Origin of the sequence: Gaetbulibacter sp. NE, from assembly GCF_025548475.1 — a bacterium.
In the GTDB taxonomy this organism is placed as follows: Bacteria; Bacteroidota; Bacteroidia; order Flavobacteriales; family Flavobacteriaceae; genus Gaetbulibacter_B; species Gaetbulibacter_B jejuensis.
The window spans coordinates 19,131-41,612 of sequence record NZ_JAOQHY010000011.1 but is presented as its reverse complement, the minus strand read 5'-3'; the positions used below and the strand labels follow the sequence as shown (position 1 = coordinate 41,612).

The following is a 22,482-nucleotide window of genomic DNA, read 5'->3' as shown; positions in this document are numbered from 1 at the left end:
TATTAATTATTGTACACTTGACCTCTATGAGGTTTTAGTGCGTCTCTTACAGGTTTCATGTTGTTTTCGTCTATAACTAAAAATGCAATTGCATGCATGTCGTTAATGGCTTCAAAACCTGTTATTGTAACGTTAAGTTTTTGAATGTTAATATATTCTTTTAAGTGAATTTCATGGTGCTTAGCAGTTTGCAGTGCAGCTGGACCTCTAAAATCCCAAATGAGTTTTAGTTTACGCATTGGCAACAGATGTTCCGTTTTCAACAAAATTTTTAAAATCTTGCATGTAGAGTAACGATTGTTTTTTAAACGCTTTTGGCATAAGTTTAGTCATAATTTTCATAAAGAAGTTTAAAGGGATAAACTCACTTTTAGATGTCCAAATAGTATGGCCTTCGCTATTTTCTTTAAAGTAATTTTCCTGGATGTTATTCATGCTATTGGTAGCATAAGTTGCATGAAATTCATGAGGTAGGTTTCTATAAGTAATGGTTTCAATAAGCTCCATATCTCGTTTACCCATTTTGTATTTCAGCTTCATTTTTGCACCAAATTCTCCAGGAGTACCCGAAATATGTTCGGCAGATACCAAACCACGTTGCCAATGTTTAAGGTTTTCAGGATTGTCTAGTTTTCTGATAACCGTATCAATAGGACTTTCAATAATGATTTCGGTAGTATACTTCATGATAGTATAATTTATACGGACTAAATATAGTTAGTTTTTTTAAGTAAAATGTAAAAGTGATGTAAAAGCATGTTGTTTAATATTCTAATTGTTTTATTTTTGCTCAAATCACATAATAGACTACTAAATTTATGAATTTAAAGTTATTTGTACTGTCTGCTTTTTTTTGTTTCACAGCATTTAGTGTTGCCCAAACAAATAAGCAAGATGTATTGTTTACAGTTGATGGAGATCCTGTAAAAGCATCAGAGTTTATTAGAGTTTACAATAAAAACCTTGAATTGGTAAAAGACGAATCTCAAAAAGATGTAGATGAGTATTTAAAATTGTTTATCAATTATAAGCTTAAGATAAAAGAAGCAAAACGATTAGGATTAGATGAGAATGCTAATTATAAAAGAGAATTTTTAAACTATAAAAAACAACTTACCAAAAACTATTTAACCGATAATAAAGTAACTGATGCTTTAGTTAAAGAGGCTTATGATCGTTTGGCTTACGATGTAAAAGTATCTCATATTTTATTTAGGTTTGATGCTTCAAATACTGATACTACTGCTGTTTACAACGACTTGTTAGAGCTTAGAAAACGTGCACAAAAAGAAGGTTTTGAAACGGTTTTTAACGATTTAAATGCTAACTACAAGCAGCAAAACTCACGAGCGTTAAATTATAAAGGTTACGAAACTTACGCTGAGCATTTAGGCTATTTTTCGGCATTTAAAATGGTTTACGATTTTGAAAATGTAGCTTACAATACAAATGTTGGAGAGGTATCGATGCCATTTAGAAGTAGTTTTGGATATCATATTTTAAAGGTAGAAGACAAGAGACCATCAAGAGGAGAGGTTACAGTTAAGCATATAATGGTGTCAAACAAGCAAATGGATTCTACTTTAAAACCAGAAGTACGTATCAACGAACTATATAAAAAGATTGAACAAGGAGAGAGTTTTGAAATGTTGGCTAAGCAATTTTCGGACGATAAAAGTTCATCAGGAAAAGGAGGATTGTTATCACCATTTAAAAGCGGTCAATTAAGCTCAACAGCTTTTGAAGATGGTGCATTTGCTCTTAAAAATGCTGGTGATATTTCTGAGCCTTTTCAATCAGAATACGGTTGGCACATAGTTAAGCTAGTGGATAAAAAACCGTTAGATGCTTTTGATGTTATGAAACCTGAATTAGAACAAAGGGTTAAGCGCGATTCTCGTTCAGCATTAATAAATACAGCATTAACCGAAAAATTGAAATCCAGTTACAAGATTACTGAAAACGAAAAAGCCTTAACTTATTTTGAAACCTTAATTGTTGATGACTTTTTCAAAGGCGCTTGGAATGTTCCTTCAGGTTTTGATGCTAAGAAAAACTTTCTAGTTATAGGAAATACTGAATTTAGCTATGGTGATTTTGCTAACCATCTTAAAAGTGTACAAAGAGGATATTTAGGGAAAAATGTTTCGCCAAAAGATGTTATTTTAAAAGAATACAATGCTTTTTTAGATGCTAACCTTATTAAATACAGAGAAGATAATCTTGAGTTTGAAGATGAAAATTTTGCATTTATTTTAAACGAATACAGAGATGGATTGTTATTGTTTGATCTTATGGAAAAACAAGTGTGGAATGCAGCAGTAAAAGATACTGTTGGGCTTGAAGCTTATTACAATAAAAATTCTTCAAACTACGTTTGGGAAAATAGAATTGATGGAGTAGTTGCAACTGCTGCAAAAAAGAAAGATATTTCTAAAGTGATAGACCTTTTTAAAGCTGGTAAAACTGTGGATGAGATAAATACTCAACTTAATACTGATAAAGAGCAAAAAGTGATTTTTACAAGAGGTATTATGGACACACAACACCAATCTTTACCAAAAGATTTTGAATACAAAGAAGGACTTTCAAAAATTTACAATTACAATGGAGCTTACCATGTTATAAAAGTAGATAAAGTACTTCCAAAGAGTACAAAAACTTTTGAAGAGGCAAAAGGTATGGTTATAAGCGATTATCAAAACTACATTGAACAAAACTGGTTAAAAAGCCTAAATGAAACCTATAAAGTAGAAGTTGATAACGCTGTTTTAGAAAAGGTAAAATCTCAAATTTTAAACTAGTTTTGATTAAACGTTTTAGCGTTATTATAATAACTTTTGTGTGTGTTTTGTCCTGTGATTTTTTTAAAAAGACAGAAGATAGAACTCCTATAGCTCGTGTTAACGAAACCTATCTTTACGAAGAAGATATAAAAGATTTAGTGGCTGAAGGAACTTCGGTAGAAGATAGCACGCTATTAGTTAACAACTACATTACACGTTGGGCAACCCAATTATTGTTGGTTGAAGGTGCTGAACGTAACTTGCCTGAAACCACACAAAATAATTTCAATAAATTAGTAAGTCAATATAAAAAGGACTTGTTTACAAAAGCCTATTTAGATGCTTTAGTAAAGAAAAATATTGATACAACGGTAAGTCAGTCTGAAGCTGATACAGTGTATTCAAAAAACAAGGAAACATTTAAGCTTAACGAAGAGCTTGTAAAGTTTAGATATATCAATATTCCTCAAAACGCAATTAATCTTGACGATATAGAAAAACGTTTTAAACGTTTTGATGCTAATGATAAAAGATATTTAGATTCTATTTCGGTTCAGTTTAAATCCTACTCGTTAAACGATTCTGTTTGGGTAAAAACCTCGCAAGTTATTGAGAAGGTACCAGTTTTAAATGCAGAGAATAAAAAAGAACTGTTAAAAAAATCTAATTTTTTACAACTCAAAGATTCATTACACCTATATTTGATGCAAATTAATGATGTATTACTGCAAAATGATTATGCTCCATTAGAGTATGTAAAACCTACCATTAATCAAATAATAATAAATAAAAGGAAGTTAGAGCTTATAAAGCAACTTGAAAAAGATATTACCAAAGATGCAATTAAAAACAATCAATTTGAAATTTTTAACTAATACAAAGTTTCTGTTTACAGTAACAACACTGCTTGGATTTACATTTGCCAATGCTCAAGAAATTATCGAAGAAAAAGAAGAGGTAAAGTCTGTAGATACTGTTAATACTGCTAACCAACGTAAAAAAATAGATGGTGTAGCAGCAGTAGTTGGAGACTATGTGGTGTTAGACTCCGATTTAGACAAAGAAATCATTCAGTTACAACAAAGAGGAGTTTCAGCTAGCGAAATGCCTTCACGCTGTCAGTTGTTTGGTAAGCTGCTAGAAGATAAACTTTATGCACATCATGCTATACAAGATAGTATTGTGGTAAATGAGTTAGAAATCCGTTCTAACATCGACCAGCAAATGAGCTATTTAATGGAGCAAATTGGTTCAATGGAAGAGATTTTAAAATTCTATAATAAAGACTCTGAAGAAAGCCTAAGAGAAGAAATTTTTGAAATCAACAAAAACGGAAAGCTTGCAATGGAAATGCAGCGTAAAATTGTTGAAGATATTGAAGTAACTCCAGAAGAAGTACGTGAGTATTTCAACGAAATCCCTGAAGAGGAACGACCAATTTTTGGTACAGAATTAAAAGTGGCTCAAATAGTAGTGATCCCTAAAGTATCTGAAGAGGAAAAACAAAAGGTAATTGACAGATTAAGAGAATTTAAAGCTGATGTTATCGAAAATGGAGCGAGTTTTACAACAAAAGCTGTATTTTATTCTGATGATGTTGCCTCTCGTAAAGATGGTGGTAAATACTCTTTAAATAAGAAAAGACCTCAAATGGTAAAAGAGTTTAGAGATGTTGCTTTCTCTTTACAGGAAGGTGAAATTTCTGAGCCTTTTGAAACCGATTTTGGATACCATATCATTTACCTTGAAAAAATTAGAGGTCAAATTTACGATGTAAGACACATTCTTTTACGTCCTGAAATTACGCAAGAAGCAGTTCAAGAAGCTAAAGATAAAATAGAATTAATTAGACAACGTATAGTTGATGGCGAAATCACTTTTGCTGATGCAGCAAGAGAAATGAGTGATGAAAAAGAAACCAGACAAGATGGTGGACAGCTAATTAATCCAAAAACTCAAGATTTCAATTTTGAGTTAACTAAAATGGATCCTGAATTATATACTCAAATTCAAAACCTAAAAGACAACGAAATAAGTTTAGTGTATCAAGATGAAGATAGAGTAAACCGTATTAAGTTTAAAATATTGACGGTTACTGATAGAATTGATGAGCACAAAGCCGATTTTGCTAAAGACTACTTGAAAATTAAAAGTTTAGCTGAACAAGACAAGCAGTACAAAGCAATTGACAAGTGGCTAGATGAAAAAATATTGGATACTTACATAAAAGTTAATGGTGAATATAGAGATTGTGAATTTAGCAGCAATTGGTTAAAAAAAGAAGAATAATATGTCTGACGTAGCAGCTGTAGAACAGTTTGTAAAAAAATATCAAGCCCTAAAAAGTGAAATAGCCAAAGTAATTATTGGTCAAGATGAAGTAGTAAACCAAATCTTGATTTCGATATTTTCAGGAGGACACTCTTTATTGATAGGAGTTCCTGGTTTAGCTAAAACGTTAATGGTAAATACCATTGCTCAAGCTTTAGGATTAGATTTCAAACGTATACAGTTTACACCAGATTTAATGCCAAGTGATATTCTTGGAAGTGAAATTCTTGATGAAAACCGTCAGTTTAAATTCATAAAAGGACCTATTTTCGCTAACATTATTCTTGCTGATGAGATTAACCGTACACCTCCAAAAACGCAAGCTGCTTTATTAGAAGCAATGCAAGAGCGTGCAGTAACGGTTGCAGGTCATCATTACAAACTAAATTTACCATACTTTGTATTAGCAACACAAAACCCAATTGAGCAAGAAGGAACTTATCCTTTACCAGAAGCGCAATTAGACCGTTTTATGTTTGCAATCAATCTAGAATATCCATCTTTTGCTGAAGAAGTTGAAGTGGTAAAAGCCACTACAACTGATGTTGCTAAAACAGTAAACGCTTTATTTACTGCTCAAGAAATTATAGATTTTCAAAATTTAATACGTCGTATTCCTGTTGCTGATAACGTTATAGAATATGCTGTTGGTATGGTTGGCAAAACGAGACCAAATGCATCAATAGCTTCTGATTTGGTTAAGGAGTTTGTAGATTGGGGAGCAGGACCAAGAGCGTCTCAAAACTTAATTCTTGCTGCAAAAACACATTCTGCAATACACGGAAAATTCTCTCCAGATATTGAAAATGTTCAAGCTGTTGCTACAGGTATTCTTAGACATAGAATTATTAAAAACTACAAAGCCGAAGCTGAAGGTGTTACCGACGAGCAAATTATAAAAAGCTTGTTCTAATTCAATTCACTTCAATTATCCAGTAAATTGCTTATTTTTAAAAAGAATAAGCGGCTTTAATGCGTTCCAAAAGAATTTATGGTTTAGATGTTATTAGGTCTATTGCTATCAGTTTGGTAGTAATATCGCATTGTACATTTTTATTTTATACAGAAACCAATAACCCAATTATACTTTTTACAAGAACTTTAGGAGCTGTAGGAGTAGATTTATTCTTTGTGCTCAGTGGTTATTTAATTGGTGGCCTGCTGCTGAAAAATATTGAGTCTGGTAAGACTTCATTTTCTGATTTAATAACCTTCTGGAAAAGACGTTGGCTTAGGACATTGCCTAATTACTTTTTGGTATTAGTGCTTAATGTCGTTTTACTACTAATTCTTGGTGATGTTTTACCTAAAACCTTATGGCTTTACATTCCGTTTTTACAAAACTTTATAAATCCACATCCTGATTTTTTTACAGAAGCTTGGAGCTTATCCATTGAAGAGTATGCTTATTTACTACTTCCTTTTTTGCTGTATCTGTCTTTTTTTATGTTTAAAAAGCAGCATAAGCAATTGTTTTTAAAGGTGACGCTCATTATGATAATTGCGCTTTTCGCTTTCAAAATAAGTTACTATTACAATGCTAATGTTACTAGTTATAAAGATTGGAGCTCAGGGTTTAGAAAAGTAGTGTTATATCGAATGGATGCTATCTATTTTGGGTTTTTATTAGTCTATATAATGAATACTTATATTACGTTTTTTAAACAAAACCAAAAAATCTGTATTGGTATCGCATGTGCTGTTTTTGGAGGAACTCATCTCTTGATTTACCATTATAGTTTACTGCCTCAAACCCATTTAGGATTTTATGTGTTTTTTTATTTGCCTTTAGTACTGCTGAGTTGTGCTTTGTTGTTTCCGTATTGTATTCAATTAAAAGAACATAAGGTTTTTGGCAAGGTCTTTTACTTTTTAAGTACACGATCGTATGCTATTTATTTGGTGAATTATTCTTTGATTCTGCTAAGTATTCAAAGGAATTTTAAAATAGAGCAATTAGTTTTTTTTGAAAAAGGTTTACTGTTGCTTTTGTTCTTAGTATTAACTTTAAGTATGTCGCAAATGATCTATGCGTTTTTTGAACGACCAATATTATTTTATAGAGATAAACATGTAGGTAATTAGGTTGTTCGACAGAAAAAACTACAATAAAGACTCATTCTAAATAAGGTGAATTGTTAAATTTTTATTCAACTAATAATTTAAAAGCTAATTTTTTACCTTAAACGTTGTTTTGTTATTGTTTCGTGGTTTATTTTCAAAGAAAATGCAATTTCGTTGCATATTTTAAAATGCATATTAAAATTCGTAATTTTGCTGTCTGTTTTAAATAAAGTAATGCTTATGTGCATTACGTTTTTTACAATAATAAAATATATATAAACATATATGCAAACATACAACGACTACCTTAAAGAAATTGAAGCTCGTAAACTTCAAGGATTACATCCAAAGCCTATTGATGGCGCAGAATTATTAAGCGAAATTATAGCGCAAATAAAAGATGAAAATAACGAGCATAGAAAAGATTCTTTAAACTTTTTTATATATAACGTTTTACCAGGTACTACAAGTGCTGCACGTGTAAAAGCAGACTTTTTAAAAGAAATTATTTTAGGTGAAACTAAAGTAGAAGAAATTACTTCAGATTTTGCTTTCGAGCAATTATCTCACATGAAAGGTGGACCATCTGTAGAAGTACTTTTAGATTTAGCTTTAGGTGAAGATAAAGCAATTGCTGAAGCTGCTGCTAAAGTATTAAAAACACAAGTATTTTTATACGAAGCAGATACTGAGCGTTTAGAGCAAGCAATGAAATCTGGTAGTGCGATTGCAAAAGAAATAATCGAGAGCTATGCACAAGCAGAATTTTTTACAAAACTTCCAGAAGTTCAAGAAGAAATTCAAGTAGTAACTTATGTTGCTGGTGTTGGAGATATTTCAACAGATTTATTATCACCAGGTGCAGATGCACACTCAAGATCAGACCGTGAGTTACATGGTCAATCTATCTTTGAGCATAACAAAGATATGCAACAAGAAGTGTTAGCTTTAAAAGAGCAACATCCAGATAAACGAATTATGCTTATTGCAGAAAAAGGAACAATGGGTGTAGGTTCATCTCGTATGTCTGGTGTAAATAACGTGGCATTATGGACAGGAATTCCATCGTCACCTTATGTGCCATTTATCAATATTGCACCTGTAATTGCAGGAACAAATGGTATTGCACCAATTTTCTTAACTACAGTTGGTGTAACTGGAGGAATCGGAATTGACCTTAAAAACTGGGTAAAACAAAAAGACGAAAACGGAAATACAGTTGTAGATGCAGATGGCGAGCCAATTTTAAAAGAGGTATATTCTGTAAAAACAGGTACGGTTTTAACGATCAATACTAAAGAGAAAAAATTATATAACGGAGACCAAGAGCTTAAAGATATTTCTACAGCATTAACACCACAAAAAATGGAGTTTATCAAAGCTGGTGGATCTTACGCTGTGGTTTTTGGTAAAAAATTACAAACCTTTGCTTGTAAAGCTTTAGAGATTGACATTCCTCAAGTTTATGCAGCTTCAAAAGAAATTACTGTAGAAAACCAAGGGTTAACAGCAGTAGAAAAAATCTTTAATAAAAACGCTGTTGGTACAACACCAGGAAAAACATTACACGCTGGATCTAACGTTCGTGTAGAAGTAAACATTGTAGGTTCTCAAGATACTACAGGTTTAATGACGTCTCAAGAATTAGAAATGATGGCAGCAACGGTAATTTCACCAATCGTAGATGCTGGTTACCAATCAGGTTGTCATACAGCTTCTGTTTGGGATGACAAATCAAAAGCTAATATTCCGCGTTTAATGAAGTTTATGAACGATTTCGGTTTAATTACTGGTCGTGATCCAAAAGGTCATTATCACGCAATGACAGACGTAATTCATAAGGTATTAAACGATATTACGGTAGACGATTGGGATATCATTATTGGTGGAGATTCGCATACTCGTATGTCTAAAGGTGTTGCTTTTGGTGCCGATTCTGGTACTGTAGCATTGGCTTTAGCAACTGGTGAAGCTACAATGCCAATTCCAGAGTCTGTAAAAGTGACGTTTAAAGGTAACATGAGAAGCTTCATGGATTTCCGTGATGTGGTACATGCAACGCAACAACAAATGTTAAAGCAATTTGATGGCGAAAACGTGTTCCAAGGTCGTGTTATCGAAGTACACATTGGTACATTAACATCAGATCAAGCCTTTACATTTACAGATTGGACTGCAGAGATGAAAGCAAAAGCGTCTATCTGTATTTCGGAAGAAGAAACGTTAATCGAATCTTTAGAAATTGCTAGAGATCGTATCCAAATCATGATTAAAAAAGGTATGGATAATGAAAAGCAAATGTTACAAGGTTTAGTAGATAAAGCAAACAACAGAATAGAAGAGCTTAAATCTGGTTCTAAGCCAGCATTAAAGCCAGATGCAGATGCTAAATATTATGCAGAAGTGGTTATCGATTTAGATGAAATCGCAGAACCAATGATCGCAGATCCAGATGTAAACAACGAAGATCCTTCAAGACGTTATACACACGATACTATTCGTCCATTATCTTACTATGGCGGAACTAAAAAAGTAGATTTAGGTTTCGTTGGATCTTGTATGGTACATAAAGGTGACATGAAAATTTTAGCGCAAATGCTAAAAAACATCGAAGCTCAACACGGTAAGGTAGAATTTAAAGCGCCATTAGTTGTAGCGCCACCAACATACAACATTGTTGATGAATTAAAAGCTGAAGGTGATTGGGAAGTATTACAAAAGTACTCGGGATTCGAGTTTAACGACGACGCACCAAAAGCAGCTGCACGTACAAAATACGAAAACATGTTGTATTTAGAGCGTCCAGGTTGTAACCTTTGCATGGGTAATCAAGAAAAAGCTGAGCCTGGAGATACAGTAATGGCAACATCAACACGTTTATTCCAAGGTCGTGTAGTAAAAGATGCCGATGGTAAAAAAGGAGAATCATTATTATCATCAACACCAGTTGTAGTATTATCAACTATTCTTGGTCGTACACCAACTATGGAAGAATACGAAGCTGCAGTAGATGGTATCGTATTGACTAAATTCAAACCATCTCAAAAACAATTAGTAATGGCGTAATTGTCATAACAACTTATATTCAAAAGCCCGAATTTTTAAATTCGGGCTTTTTTATTAACCTTTTTTTATGATAGTTTGAGTTGAATTTTATTAAATTATCGCTACTTCGTTATGGTTGCAGTATTATGCTTTAAAGGTAATGTAACTTATAACAAATCTAAATTAAAGTGATATCTTACTTAAATAAAAAGACGTGTCACTTTTTTTTAATAATTTTAATACGTAAACACTATAAAAGAAGATTTATATGGCATTTGATATTGACATGATTAAAAAGGTTTATACTAATATGGCTGAACGTGTAGATAAAGCACGTGAAGTTGTAGGTAAACCATTAACACTATCTGAAAAGATTTTATATTCTCATCTTTGGGATGGTAGTCCAGAAAAAGCCTTTGTAAGAGGTAAAGATTATGTAGATTTTGCTCCAGACCGTATTGCTTGTCAAGATGCAACAGCGCAAATGGCTTTGTTACAGTTTATGCAAGCTGGTAAAGACAAAGTTGCTGTACCTACAACTGTACATTGCGATCACTTAATTCAAGCAAAGCAAGGAGCAGCTGCCGATTTAAAACGAGCAAATGAAACAAGTAGTGAAGTATTTGATTTTTTAGCCTCTGTATCAAATAAATATGGAATAGGCTTTTGGAAACCTGGAGCTGGAATTATCCATCAAGTAGTTTTAGAAAATTATGCATTTCCTGGAGGAATGATGATTGGTACTGATTCGCATACTGTAAATGCAGGAGGATTAGGTATGGTTGCTATTGGAGTTGGAGGTGCTGATGCTGTAGACGTAATGGCAGGTATGGCTTGGGAATTGAAATTTCCAAAGTTAATTGGTGTTAAGTTAACAGGTAAATTATCTGGATGGACTGCACCAAAAGATGTGATTTTAAAAGTAGCTGAAATACTTACTGTAAAAGGAGGTACTGGAGCTATTGTAGAATATTTTGGTCCTGGTGCGACTTCTATGTCTTGTACAGGAAAAGGAACTATCTGTAATATGGGAGCCGAAATAGGTGCAACAACCTCTACGTTTGGTTATGATGAGTCTATGGAGCGTTACTTGCGTGCTACTGATAGAGAAGATGTAGCTGACGAAGCTAATAAAGTAAAAGCACATTTAACAGCAGATCCTGAAGTGTATGCTAACCCTGAGCAATATTTCGATCAAGTTATTGAAATTAATTTATCAGAGTTGTTACCACACTTAAATGGGCCTTTTACTCCAGATTTAGCTACAGAAGTAGGAACAATGACCGAAAAAGCTAAGGCAAACGATTGGCCTATGAAGGTAGAGTGGGGATTGATTGGTTCTTGTACTAACTCATCTTATGAAGATTTATCAAGAGCATCCTCTATTGCGCAACAGGCTTTAGATAAAAAATTAAAAACAAAAGCTGAATTTGGGATTAATCCAGGTTCTGAACAAGTACGATATACAACAGAACGCGATGGTATCTTAGAGATTTTTGAAAAACTAGATGCTACTATTTTTACTAATGCATGTGGACCATGTATTGGTCAGTGGGCTCGTTATGAAGACCCTAAGAATGCGCCTAAAAACAGTATTGTGCATTCGTTTAACCGTAATTTTGCTAAGCGTGCTGATGGTAACCCAAATACACATGCTTTTGTAGCATCGCCTGAAATGACTGCTGCCATTGCTATTGCAGGACGTTTAGATTTTAATCCATTGACTGATAAATTAATCAATGAAGATGGAGAAGAAGTGATGTTAGATGAACCAACAGGATGGGAATTGCCACCTAAAGGTTTTGAGGTAAAAGAAAATGGATACGTAGAGCCATTAGCAGACGGAAGTGGAGTAGAGGTAATTGTATCTCCAACATCTGAACGTCTAGAACTTTTAACGCCATTTAAGCCAATTGGAGATGAAATTAAAGGTGCAAAGTTATTAATCAAAGCACATGGAAAATGTACAACAGATCATATTTCTATGGCTGGACCTTGGTTGCGTTTTCGTGGACACCTAGATAATATCTCTAACAACTGTTTAATTGGTGCTGTAAATGCATTCAATATGAAAACAAACATGGTTAAAAGTCAAATTACTGGAGATTATGCAGGTGTTCCTGATACACAACGTGAATATAAAGCTAAAGGCATTAAAACGATTGTAGTTGGAGATCATAACTATGGAGAAGGTTCTTCTCGTGAACATGCTGCAATGGAACCAAGACATCTTGGTGTTGCTGCTGTAATTGTGAAATCTTTTGCGCGTATTCATGAAACTAACTTGAAAAAGCAAGGTATGTTAGGATTAACTTTTGCGAATGAAGCTGATTACGATTTAATTCAGGAAGATGATACGTTTAATTTCTTAGATTTAAACGAGTTTGCTCCTGACAAGCAATTAACTATTGAAGTTGTTCATGCAGATGGTAGTAAAGACACTATAAAAGTGAATCACACCTATAACGAGGCACAAATTGCATGGTATAAAGCTGGTTCTGCATTAAACCTAATTGCTGCAGAAAACGCATAAACATTAATGAAATGAATACTAAAACTCCTGAAGGTTCTTCAGGAGTTTTTTTGTTTTGTATGTAAGGATAAAGCAAGTGCTTTCGACTGAATTTGATAACTAACACAATTAAAGTATATTATGAAATCAGTTTGGTTTTTCGAGGATGTTAACTTGTTTAAAATACTTTGTCCTCATAAGTTTAAAGCATATAGAAAATCTCACGAGTTTACTTCTTATAAAAAGCAAGATTATATCTATTTTGAAGCTGATAATTCTAACAAGGTATTTCTTATAGAAAAAGGTAAAGTAAAGATTGGTTATTACAGCGAATCAGGAGACGAAGTAGTAAAAGCTATTTTAACTAAAGGAGAGTTGTTTGGAGAAAAAGCCATTTTGGGAGAACGAATGCGAGATGAGTTTGCTCAGTCTATAGACAATGAAACTTCTATCTGTCCAATAGGTGTCGATACGATGCATACTTTAATGCGCGATAATGAAACCTTTAGTTTTAGAGTGTATAAACTTATTGGATTTAGGTTTAAGAAACTAGAAAGACGTTTGCAGTTGTTATTATTTAAAGACTCAAAAACTAGACTTATGGAGTTTTTAGAGGAATTGTGTGATGAGTATGGTTATGACTGTAAAGACACAGGAAATAGAGTGATAAAACATCCATATACCCAAAAAGATATGGCGTCTCTTATAGGGACTTCTAGACCAACACTAAATGTGCTTTTAAACGAATTGAAAGAAGAACATTTAATTGATTTCAATAGAAAAGAGATAAGATTATTGAAAAAAATTGCCTAATGTTAGCTAGCTAACATTTTATAATTTGTAGCTCTTTTAATTTTGGAATATAACCTTAAAAATTTATGCAATGATTAAAAGAATGTTTTTAGCAGTAGTACTGCTTTCAGTGTTAGTGGTGTCGTGTAGTGATGATGACGATAATACTACAAATCCAAATTCGAATTTAACGTTAAACCTTAACGGATTGGAAGCTTTAGGTGACGATTATGTTTATGAAGGCTGGATTATTGTTGATGGTCAACCAGTATCAACAGGAACTTTTTCTAGTGTTACCTTTCCACAAACCTTTTCGGTGAACACAATGCAATTAAATGAAGCAACAATGTTTGTATTGTCTATTGAACCAGCTGTTGATCCTGATCCTGCTCCAGCAGCAACAAAAATTTTAGCTGGTGCTTTTACTGGAGATTTGGCAATGGTGGATAGTAATAGTATAGTTGGTGACTTTAGCGCAGCTTCTGGTACTTATATTTTAGCAACACCAACAGATATGGATGATACTAATGAAGCAAGTGGTGTGTGGTTTTTAGACAATTCAAGTGGAAGTCCTATGACAGGTTTAAACTTACCAACATTACAAGATGGTTGGAAATATGAAGGTTGGGCAGTAATAGATGGAACTCCTGTAAGTACAGGTACTTTTACATCGGTTGATGATTTTGATGATAACGCAACAACATCACCTTTTAAAGGAGATTCAGGAGATGGACCAAGTTACCCAGGAGAAGATTATTTACAAAATGCACCTGCTGGATTAACTTTTCCAACAGATTTAAGAGGAACAACAGTAGTCATTTCGGTTGAACCTTTTCCAGACAATAGCCCAATGCCATTTACGCTAAAGCCATTAGCACACATGGTTCCAAATGATGCTATGACACATACAGTAATTAATTTAGGAGATGGACCTGTTGCTAGTTTATCAGGTTCTGTAACAAGATAATTTATAGTTTAGAGTTTAATTAATTTATAGATTTGAAGCATGGTTTCAATTATGAGGCTGTGCTTTTCTTGTGTTTGGATATTCTATTTTACCTTTGGAAAAAATATACAATAGCAAATGACATTTAGAAAACTTAAAATAAGCAATATTGTTTTTTTAGTAATAATAGTTTTAATGCTTATTCCTCAAACAAGGCAACCTATTCAAGTAGCAATTCAGTCTGTGATTTCAAAGTTTAGTCCTTCGGTTATTGATAAAGAAGACCGAAAAAAAATAAAGTATTCTAGTTGGAACTTAAGAGATTTAAATGGTAACAAGTTTAATTTTAAGGACGCTAAAGGTAAAGTGGTGTTTATAAATCTTTGGGCAACTTGGTGTCCTCCTTGTATTGCAGAATTTCAGTCTATTCAAGATTTGTATAATGATTATAACGAAAACGTTTTGTTTTTATTAGTTTCAGATGAATCTCCTGAAGTCATTAACGCATTCTTAGATAAAAAAGGGTATAATATTCAAATTTTTAATCCTTTGACCAAGTATCCTGAAGGTCTTAGTTCAAGAAGTATCCCTAGAACATTTATTATAGATAGAGAAGGATATCTTGTGGTTGATAAAAATGGAGCTGCTAATTGGAACAGTGATAAGGTTCGTGAACAGTTAGACGAATTACTTATTAAGTAATTTTGACTGGAAAAACTCAGTTAACACTAAGTTGGTTAAAATTAAGGTAAAAGCATAAATACTGTCTTCAATAGGTATTGTAAAAAGTCTTATGCCCAAATTTTCAGCATCATTATACCAAACTACTTCGTTTTCAATACAACTTCCTGTTAAAATTCCATTCACAATAAAAAAAGGAATAAGCATCACTATAAAGGTTAAATAGTAGGTTCTAAGTAATTGTAAGTTATACTTGATAACTAACAATAGAAGTATAACAGCATAACTAAAATTAACAAGAGTGTACCATTTGCTGTAAAAGAATATGCTCAAAAATAAAAAGAGAATAATTAAACAGTAACTAAGTTTTTTAGTAAAACCTTCAGATAGTTTTTTATCTGGAAAGTAATATAAAAGTGAATGGTGAGTAAACACACATGCATACGGAATACAAATAAAAAACAGCCATTCTTCAATAGGCAAACCAAGAAATTTTTGTCCTAAAAAATAGGTGTCGTTAAAACCCCAAAAACCATTTTGTGTAAATAATACATCCCAAGGAATGTAAAACAGCATAGTTATAGCTATTGAAATAGCTAATGATTTCCAGTATTTGTAAAACTTTAATTTAGGGTGAAAACTAAATAAAAAAGGAACAGATAACGAACCAATATTAAGAAGTAGGTATAAGTAGTTCATAAATTACTTTTTGAAATACTTAAAAGGAACAAACAACATTCCAAAGCATTCTCCATCACTTTTTCCTAAGTGTTTATGATGCATTTTATGTGCACGACGAATACCTCTAGCGTACCAATTGTTAGCGTTTCTAAAGAGCTTAAATCGTTGATGAATAAAAATATCGTGAACAATAAAATAGGTAGCTCCATAAGCAAAAATACCTAACCCAATAGGTAAGCAAAACCAAACGTTTTCATAGCTCCATAAATAAAAGCAAACAATGCTTACAGCTGCATAAAACAAAAAGAAAGCATCATTACGTTCAAACCAACTGTCATGATCTTTTCTGTGATGGTCTCTATGCAAATGCCATAAAAACCCATGCATAATGTATTTATGTGTAAACCAAGCCATAAATTCCATAAAGCAAAATGTGCCTAAAAAAACTAATATCCAGTAAAGTGTTTGCATCGTTTTTAAAGTTACAATAAATTCAATTGATATTTAACATAACTCCTAGTTAAGAGTTCAATTTTTTTAGAATTTGAAACCCTAATACGTGTAGACTTTATTTTAAGCGCTGGTGTTTTCTTGAGCTTTTTTAATAATTGGCTGTAATATCTGTAAGCCATGAAAACACCAAACTTAGCCTCAATTGGTAACTGTTTTATGCCTTCCAAACCTTTGCTAAAATCTTCTTCAATATCATTAATTATATCTTGTTTTGATTGCTCGTCAAGTTTAGATAAATCAGCATTAGGAAAATAACTTCTGTTTAAATCTTCAAAATCGGCCTTTAAGTCTCTTAAGAAATTTACTTTTTGAAAAGCAGAACCCAAACTCATAGCACTATCTTTAAGTTTTTGGTATTTCTCTTCATCACCTTTAACAAATACCTTTAAGCACATTAACCCAACAACATCAGCAGAACCATAGATGTATTCTTTAAACTCGTCTTGTGTTAAATAATCTGTTTTATGTAAATCCATTTTCATGCTTTTCATAAAAGCAGTGACAAGAGCTTTATCGATATTGTATTTATGATACGTTTCTTGAAACGCATTTAAAATAGGGTTCAAGCTAATTTTATTGTGTATTGCTAGTTCTAGGTCTTTTTCAAACCAATGAAACAAAAATTCTTTATTGTAGTCATGAAAAGAATCTACAATCTCATCAGCAAACCTTACAAAACCATAAATGTTGTAAATGTCTTGACGAATGGATTTAGCAAGCATTTTTGTTGCTAATGAAAAAGAAGTGCTGTACGTTTTAGTGGTGATTTTACTGCACTCATGAGAAACAGTGTCAAATAGAGCTTTCATAATTAAAGAGAATGATGTTTGTTTATTAGTTCTGCAGCCAATTTCCCAGATATTAATGATGGTGGAACACCAGGTCCAGGAACGGTAAGTTGTCCAGTAAAATAAAGGTTGTTAACCTTTTTACTTTTTAATTTAGGTCGTAAAAATGCAGTTTGTAATAGCGTATTGGCCATTCCATAGGCATTTCCTTTATAGGAGTTATATTCTGATATAAAATCGTTTACACAAAACGATTCTTTAAAAAGAATATCTTCTTTAACCGATTGAGAAGTTAATGCTTCAAATCGATTGATTATTTTTTCAAAATAACTACTTCGTAACGCTTCAGTATCCTCAAGCCCTGGAGCTAAAGGTATTAAAAAAATTCCAGCTTCTTTATCATTAGGAGCAGTAGAATTATCAGTTATTGAAGGAAAACTAGCATAGAATAAAGGTTTTTCTGGCCATTTAGGGTTATCATAAATAGCTTCGGCATGTGTGTCAAAATCCACATCAAAAAACAAAGTATGATGATTTACATTTTTTAGTTTTTTATTAAACCCAACATAAAATAGGAGTGAAGAAGGAGCAAAAGTCTTTTTGGTCCAATAAGCTTCACTATATTGCCTGTAGGACTCTTCCAGTAAAGTTTCGGTATGATGATAATCTGCACCACTTAAAACAATATCACAATTAATTATTTTGCTGCTGTTGGTAATAATGGTATTGGCTTTACCATTATCTACGAAAATCTTTTGAATTGGGTTTTCAGTTATAATAGTAACACCAAGTTCTTTTGCTAGTTTTTCAAGCGCTAAGATTACTTGGTACATACCTCCTTTTGGGTGAAAGGTGCCTAATCCAAAATCGGCATAATTCATAAAACTATAAAACGAAGGAGTGTCGCTTGGTTTAGCGCCTAAAAATAAAACAGGAAACTCTAGAATTTGTACTAAGCGTTTATTGTTAAATGCTTTTCTAACATCTTTTTTAATAGTACCAAAAAACTGATTTAATTTTTTAGCTGTTTGTAAATTCACAAGCTCTAGAGGAGAAACTCCAGGGTTATATACCAAATCCTTGATGGCAATATTGTAGTTGTCTTCGGCTTGTTGAATGAACTTTTTAAGTTTTTTAGAGCTTCCTGGTTCTTCTTTTTCAAATGCAATACAGATTTTATCTAAAGTATCTTCAATGGTGATAAAATCATTTTTCCCAAAATAAACACTATATGCAGGATTGAGCTTTTCTAATTGATAATAGTCTTTAGGATGCTTATTAAAATCGCTAAAAAAGCGTTCAAACACATCAGGCATCCAATACCATGTTGGACCAATATCAAATGTAAAACCATCTTTTACATATTGTCTAGCTCGACCACCTATGGTCTTATTTTTTTCGTAAATGGTTACGTCATAACCATACTTGGCTAAGTAACATGACGCAGCCAAAGACGAAAACCCAGAACCTATAATTGCAACCTTTTTCATAAATGTTTAACAAATATAAAAAAAGATTAAACAAAATAAAAATATTTATATTGAGTCTACTAAATTTTTAATGGAAGTGTAGCGTTTAATCTTTTTATTAGTTGATGATTCGTCTATTTCTAAAGCTAATCTTCCTAAGATATGTAATTTGTTTTCTTTTATTAATAATGTATTGTAAAAAGAACTGAGATAGTTGTCTATATTATCTGTATCAGGTTTTATTGTAAAATAGCTTATAAAGTCTACATGATCATAATGAGTGAGTAAATCTTCAAGACTTTTGCTTGGTACGCTTGCACCTAAATAGATAGTTTGATAACCTAATTTTGTAAGTTCAAAATTTACAAACTGTAAACCAAGTTCATGGATTTCATTCTCAGGAAGAAATAAAGCATAAACTCTGTCATGTTTTTTTATTTCAGCAGTTTGAAATTGCTCAGTATTAACTAATATTTTTTGCTTTATCAGTTCAGAAATAAAATGTTCTTGGGCTGGAGTTATTGTATTGGTTTGCCATAGAAAACCAATTTCTTCTAATAAAGGAATAAATACTTCATAGAAAATTTCTGAAAACGTTTTTTCTTCCTCTAAATTTTTAAATGTATTAATGAAAAGAGCTTTGTCAAAGTTTAGTGCAGCTATCTTAAAAGTATTTAAAAGATGGTTTTCATTAGAAGAGATTGCAAGTTCCTTTGCTTTTTCAATAATTTCTTCAGGAGTTAGTTTTGCAATTTTTGAAATCTTTAAACCATTATTGTAAAGAGCAGTAATGTTTAAAAGCTTTTGTAGGCTTTCAATACTGTAAGTTCTAATATTAGTTTCAGTACGGTTGGGAGCTAATAGGTTGTAGCGTTTTTCCCAAATACGTATTGTGTGTGCCTTGATACCAGAAAGATGTTCAAGGTCTTTGATACTGAATTCGTTTTTAATGTTGTTCATCTTTTACTTAAAAAAACTAAACAAAATTAACAAAAAAGAAGTAATTTAAAAAGTGCGCACGAGAAGACTCGAACTTCCACGACCAAAAACGGTCATTAGGCCCTCAACCTAACGCGTCTACCAATTCCGCCACGTGCGCAAAAATGAAGTGTTCAAAAATAAAAAAAGTTAAGCATTTCGCTTAACTTTTTTTTAGTGACTTGGCTGGGGCTCGAACCCAGGACCCTCTCCTTAAAAGGGAGATGCTCTACCAACTGAGCTACCAAGTCTGCCGTGTTTCTCTTAACGAGGGTGCAAATATAAAACGATTAATTTATTTTCCAAACCCTTTTTTAGATAAATTTTCGTTTTTTTGCATTTCATAATCTTATGGATTTAATAATCAATTTATAACGTAAAAATGAATTTTTTTTTAATTGGATATATGGGCTCTGGAAAGTCTACTATTGGAAGCAAACTTGCACAAGTTTTGGACTATAATTTTATAGATTTTGATGATTATATTCAATTCAAGGAAAAAAAGACTATTTCTGAAATTTTTCAATCTAAAGGAGAAATTTATTTTAGAAAAATTGAAAACATATATTTAAAGGAGTTAATAGAAGACACAACTAATACTATTATTTCTCTAGGAGGAGGAACTCCGTGTTATGGAAATAACATGGAACTTATAAAAGCTTCTAAACACGCGAAGAGTATTTATTTAAAGGCGTCTATACCTGTTTTAACTGAGCGATTATTTAATGAAAAGGGAAAACGACCTTTAATTGCTCATATTGATTCAAAAGAAGAGATGGTAGAGTTTATAGGTAAGCATTTATTTGAGCGAACCAATTATTATAATCAATCTGACGCTACAATCCTTACTGATAATAAATCAATAGAAGAAATAACTGAAAAAATTATACTAGAGCTATTTTAAATACGCTTCAAAGTTTTTTCCAACAAGTACAACTTCAACATGCTCTTTTAGAGAAGTAGATAAAGAAATACCTTTAAAATCAGCTTTTACAGGAAACTTCTTATGGTTTCGGTTAACAAGAACAGCAGTTTTAAACTGCTTTAATGGCACGTTTAAAAAATGTTTAACACCATAAATAAGTGTGCTTCCAGAGTTTAAAACATCATCAATGAGAATGATAGATTTATTGGTGTATTCTTCTTCTGAAAGAGATGTTTTTATTTCTGATAACGGATTTTTTTTATCGACAACAACTTTACATAAAGTAGATTTTATATCAGAAATTTTATCAAGATTCGTCTTGAGCTTTTTTGCTAATAAATAGCCATTAGTATCAATACCAGCCAAAATAATTTCAGATTCATTTACATTGCTTTCGTAAATTTGATAAGCAATACGTCTTATTTTATGTAAAATTTCTTGATGTGTTAGTATTGTATTTTTAGTGGCTGTCATTTGTAATAGTGTTTTTTCAAAGATAAAGGAGAATTTTCAATACTATTCATTTTCGTCATAAAAATCATCAATATCGCGTCTATCTTTTTTAGTAGGTCTTCCTGTACCTTTTTTACGGTAATAATCCTTAGAATATTTAAGTAGTTCTTGAGCTTCAAAGGCTTCTTTAGGAGTTGTATCAGTTCTATAAATATCAACTAACTTAGCTCCAACTCTGTTAGGAGGTATATCGTTAACTGTTAATTGATAGTTGATTTGATTTTTTCGCAATTCAATTTTATCCCCTATATAAACTTCTCTACTGGGTTTTACGACTTGATCATTTACTTTAATATGACCTTTTTTACATGCTTGTGTTGCAATGCTTCGGGTTTTGTAATATCTAACACTCCACAAGAATTTGTCTATCCGCATATTAAAAATATAAAAACTACGTTAATGTTGTTGTACAAAAATATTATAATATTGTATCTTGCGCTAATAAAAATGAGCAATATAAATTCAGGCAAGAGGTCTTGTTTTTGAATTGATGAAAGAAAAATTTACTATTTATGAAAATTAAAAATTACTGTGCTTTACTTCTAGTTTTGGTTTTAGGTTTTACATCGTGTAAAAAAGATGATGATAATGGTTCTACATTTGTTGAACGAGATAGAACAGAACAACAAGTTGCCGATAGAGATTCCTTGCTAGGGTATTTTGAAACTCATTACTATAATTCTTCAATGTTTGAGACTCCTGGAGATTATTCAATTTCTGATATAGAAATTTCTGAATTACCTATGGACGAAAATGGAAATTATTTAGAAATGCCTGATCCAGAAAACAATACTATGCTTAGTGATCCTGGAGTAATTGAGGTACATACTACAACCTTTGCTGATGTAGAGTATGAATATTATATACTTAGATTAAACCAAGGAGGAGGAGATGCTCCAAATTTTTGTGATGATGTAAGGGTAAACTATTCTGGTAATATGCAAGATGGAGATGTTTTTGATAGTACTGTAAACCCTACTCAATTAGATTTAGTTAACTTAATTCCTGGATGGAGAAGAGTAATGCCACAATTTAATACAGCTAGTTCTTTTGTTATAAATGGAGATGGAACTGTAACGTATTCAGACTACGGTTTGGGAGTTATGTTTTTACCTTCAGGATTAGCCTATTTTTCTTCACCACCATTTGGTGTGACTTCTTATTCTAATTTAATATTTAAGTTTGCGTTATACCAAACTGAAATTAATGACCATGATGAAGATGGAGTACCAACTTATTTAGAAGATTTAGATAACGACGAAGATATTTTTGATGAAGATACTGATGAAGATGATATTCCTAACTATTTAGATATTGATGACGATGGTGATGGTGTGTTAACGATATATGAAGATATTGATAATGATGGAGACCCAACTAATGATGATACTGATGGAGATGGAATTCCAAATTATTTAGATGAAGATTCAACAGAATCCAATCAAGATGAAGATTAAA

The 22,482-nt window shown here is 32.2% G+C and carries 21 protein-coding genes and 2 tRNA genes; 12 read left to right on the top strand and 11 right to left on the bottom strand.

What is annotated here, in order from left to right:
* Window positions 1–2 precede the first annotated feature (2 nt).
* Window positions 3–239 carry a hypothetical protein gene (locus OD803_RS12400; protein WP_129761762.1) on the bottom strand — a complete coding sequence of 79 codons (237 nt, stop codon included), beginning with the start codon at window positions 237–239 and terminating at the stop codon, window positions 3–5.
* The gene (locus tag OD803_RS12395; protein ID WP_131509028.1) at window positions 232–687 is read right to left on the bottom strand and encodes an SRPBCC family protein; all 456 of its coding nucleotides are present in this window, start codon (window positions 685–687) and stop codon (window positions 232–234) included. The genes OD803_RS12400 and OD803_RS12395 overlap by 8 nt, the downstream gene beginning before the upstream one ends.
* 131 nt (window positions 688–818) lie before the next feature.
* Here OD803_RS12395 and OD803_RS12390 point away from each other — a divergent pair, with 131 nt between their 5' ends.
* The 10 genes from OD803_RS12390 to OD803_RS12345 all read left to right on the top strand — a co-directional run bounded on the left by OD803_RS12390 (window position 819) and on the right by OD803_RS12345 (window position 15,178).
* Complete coding sequence (locus tag OD803_RS12390) at window positions 819–2,804, top strand: peptidylprolyl isomerase (RefSeq protein WP_262733624.1); 1,986 nt, start codon at window positions 819–821, stop codon at window positions 2,802–2,804.
* Between the two features lie 38 nt (window positions 2,805–2,842).
* Complete coding sequence (locus tag OD803_RS12385) at window positions 2,843–3,661, top strand: peptidyl-prolyl cis-trans isomerase (protein ID WP_262733654.1); 819 nt, start codon at window positions 2,843–2,845, stop codon at window positions 3,659–3,661.
* Complete coding sequence (locus tag OD803_RS12380) at window positions 3,624–5,075, top strand: peptidylprolyl isomerase (RefSeq protein ID WP_134201245.1); 1,452 nt, start codon at window positions 3,624–3,626, stop codon at window positions 5,073–5,075. Before OD803_RS12385 ends, OD803_RS12380 begins: the two co-directional genes overlap by 38 nt.
* 1 nt (window position 5,076) lies before the next feature.
* Window positions 5,077–6,030 (top strand): AAA family ATPase, encoded by a 954-nt coding sequence (locus OD803_RS12375; protein WP_134201247.1) that lies wholly within the window; start codon window positions 5,077–5,079, stop codon window positions 6,028–6,030.
* A 59-nt stretch (window positions 6,031–6,089) separates the two neighbouring features.
* Window positions 6,090–7,202 carry an acyltransferase family protein gene (locus tag OD803_RS12370; RefSeq protein WP_262733623.1) on the top strand — a complete coding sequence of 371 codons (1,113 nt, stop codon included), beginning with the start codon at window positions 6,090–6,092 and terminating at the stop codon, window positions 7,200–7,202.
* 264 nt (window positions 7,203–7,466) lie between these two features.
* Window positions 7,467–10,247 (top strand): bifunctional aconitate hydratase 2/2-methylisocitrate dehydratase, encoded by a 2,781-nt coding sequence (locus OD803_RS12365; RefSeq protein WP_262733622.1) that lies wholly within the window; start codon window positions 7,467–7,469, stop codon window positions 10,245–10,247.
* 247 nt (window positions 10,248–10,494) lie between these two features.
* Entirely contained in the window at window positions 10,495–12,759 is a 2,265-nt protein-coding gene (locus OD803_RS12360; protein WP_131509034.1) for an aconitate hydratase, read from the top strand.
* A 120-nt stretch (window positions 12,760–12,879) separates the two neighbouring features.
* Entirely contained in the window at window positions 12,880–13,551 is a 672-nt protein-coding gene (locus OD803_RS12355; RefSeq protein WP_131509035.1) for a Crp/Fnr family transcriptional regulator, read from the top strand.
* Between the two features lie 70 nt (window positions 13,552–13,621).
* On the top strand, window positions 13,622–14,497 hold the full coding sequence (locus OD803_RS12350; protein ID WP_262733621.1) for an anti-sigma factor: 876 nt from the start codon (window positions 13,622–13,624) through the stop codon (window positions 14,495–14,497).
* A gap of 117 nt (window positions 14,498–14,614) precedes the next feature.
* The gene (locus OD803_RS12345) at window positions 14,615–15,178 is read left to right on the top strand and encodes a TlpA family protein disulfide reductase (RefSeq protein WP_262733620.1); all 564 of its coding nucleotides are present in this window, start codon (window positions 14,615–14,617) and stop codon (window positions 15,176–15,178) included.
* On the opposite strand, the gene OD803_RS12340 is transcribed toward OD803_RS12345, so the two are convergent.
* From OD803_RS12340 to OD803_RS12310, 7 genes are all read right to left on the bottom strand, one after another.
* Window positions 15,164–15,856 (bottom strand): lycopene cyclase domain-containing protein, encoded by a 693-nt coding sequence (locus OD803_RS12340; protein ID WP_262733619.1) that lies wholly within the window; start codon window positions 15,854–15,856, stop codon window positions 15,164–15,166. The two genes, OD803_RS12345 and OD803_RS12340, sit on opposite strands and share 15 nt — an antisense overlap.
* Window positions 15,857–15,859: 3 nt before the next feature.
* Window positions 15,860–16,309 carry a sterol desaturase family protein gene (locus OD803_RS12335; protein WP_262733618.1) on the bottom strand — a complete coding sequence of 150 codons (450 nt, stop codon included), beginning with the start codon at window positions 16,307–16,309 and terminating at the stop codon, window positions 15,860–15,862.
* An 11-nt stretch (window positions 16,310–16,320) separates the two neighbouring features.
* Window positions 16,321–17,160, bottom strand: coding sequence for a phytoene/squalene synthase family protein (locus OD803_RS12330; RefSeq protein WP_129761773.1), 840 nt, complete (start codon window positions 17,158–17,160; stop codon window positions 16,321–16,323).
* A gap of 2 nt (window positions 17,161–17,162) precedes the next feature.
* On the bottom strand, window positions 17,163–18,629 hold the full coding sequence (locus OD803_RS12325; RefSeq protein WP_262733617.1) for a phytoene desaturase family protein: 1,467 nt from the start codon (window positions 18,627–18,629) through the stop codon (window positions 17,163–17,165).
* 45 nt (window positions 18,630–18,674) lie between these two features.
* Entirely contained in the window at window positions 18,675–19,568 is an 894-nt protein-coding gene (locus OD803_RS12320) for a MerR family transcriptional regulator (protein WP_262733616.1), read from the bottom strand.
* Window positions 19,569–19,621: 53 nt separating this feature from the next.
* Window positions 19,622–19,707: transfer RNA gene (locus OD803_RS12315), tRNA-Leu, on the bottom strand.
* Window positions 19,708–19,764: 57 nt separating this feature from the next.
* Window positions 19,765–19,837: transfer RNA gene (locus OD803_RS12310), tRNA-Lys, on the bottom strand.
* Between the two features lie 131 nt (window positions 19,838–19,968).
* Here OD803_RS12310 and OD803_RS12305 point away from each other — a divergent pair.
* On the top strand, window positions 19,969–20,490 hold the full coding sequence (locus OD803_RS12305) for a shikimate kinase (protein ID WP_129761776.1): 522 nt from the start codon (window positions 19,969–19,971) through the stop codon (window positions 20,488–20,490).
* Here OD803_RS12305 and OD803_RS12300 read toward each other — a convergent pair.
* Window positions 20,482–20,985 (bottom strand): phosphoribosyltransferase family protein, encoded by a 504-nt coding sequence (locus OD803_RS12300; protein WP_262733615.1) that lies wholly within the window; start codon window positions 20,983–20,985, stop codon window positions 20,482–20,484. The two genes, OD803_RS12305 and OD803_RS12300, sit on opposite strands and share 9 nt — an antisense overlap.
* 42 nt (window positions 20,986–21,027) lie before the next feature.
* Complete coding sequence (locus tag OD803_RS12295) at window positions 21,028–21,399, bottom strand: RNA-binding S4 domain-containing protein (protein ID WP_129761778.1); 372 nt, start codon at window positions 21,397–21,399, stop codon at window positions 21,028–21,030.
* A 137-nt stretch (window positions 21,400–21,536) separates the two neighbouring features.
* Here OD803_RS12295 and OD803_RS12290 point away from each other — a divergent pair, with 137 nt between their 5' ends.
* Window positions 21,537–22,481: an FKBP-type peptidyl-prolyl cis-trans isomerase gene (locus OD803_RS12290; RefSeq protein ID WP_262733614.1), complete on the top strand. Its 945-nt coding sequence runs from the start codon at window positions 21,537–21,539 to the stop codon at window positions 22,479–22,481.
* Window position 22,482: the final 1 nt, after the last annotated feature.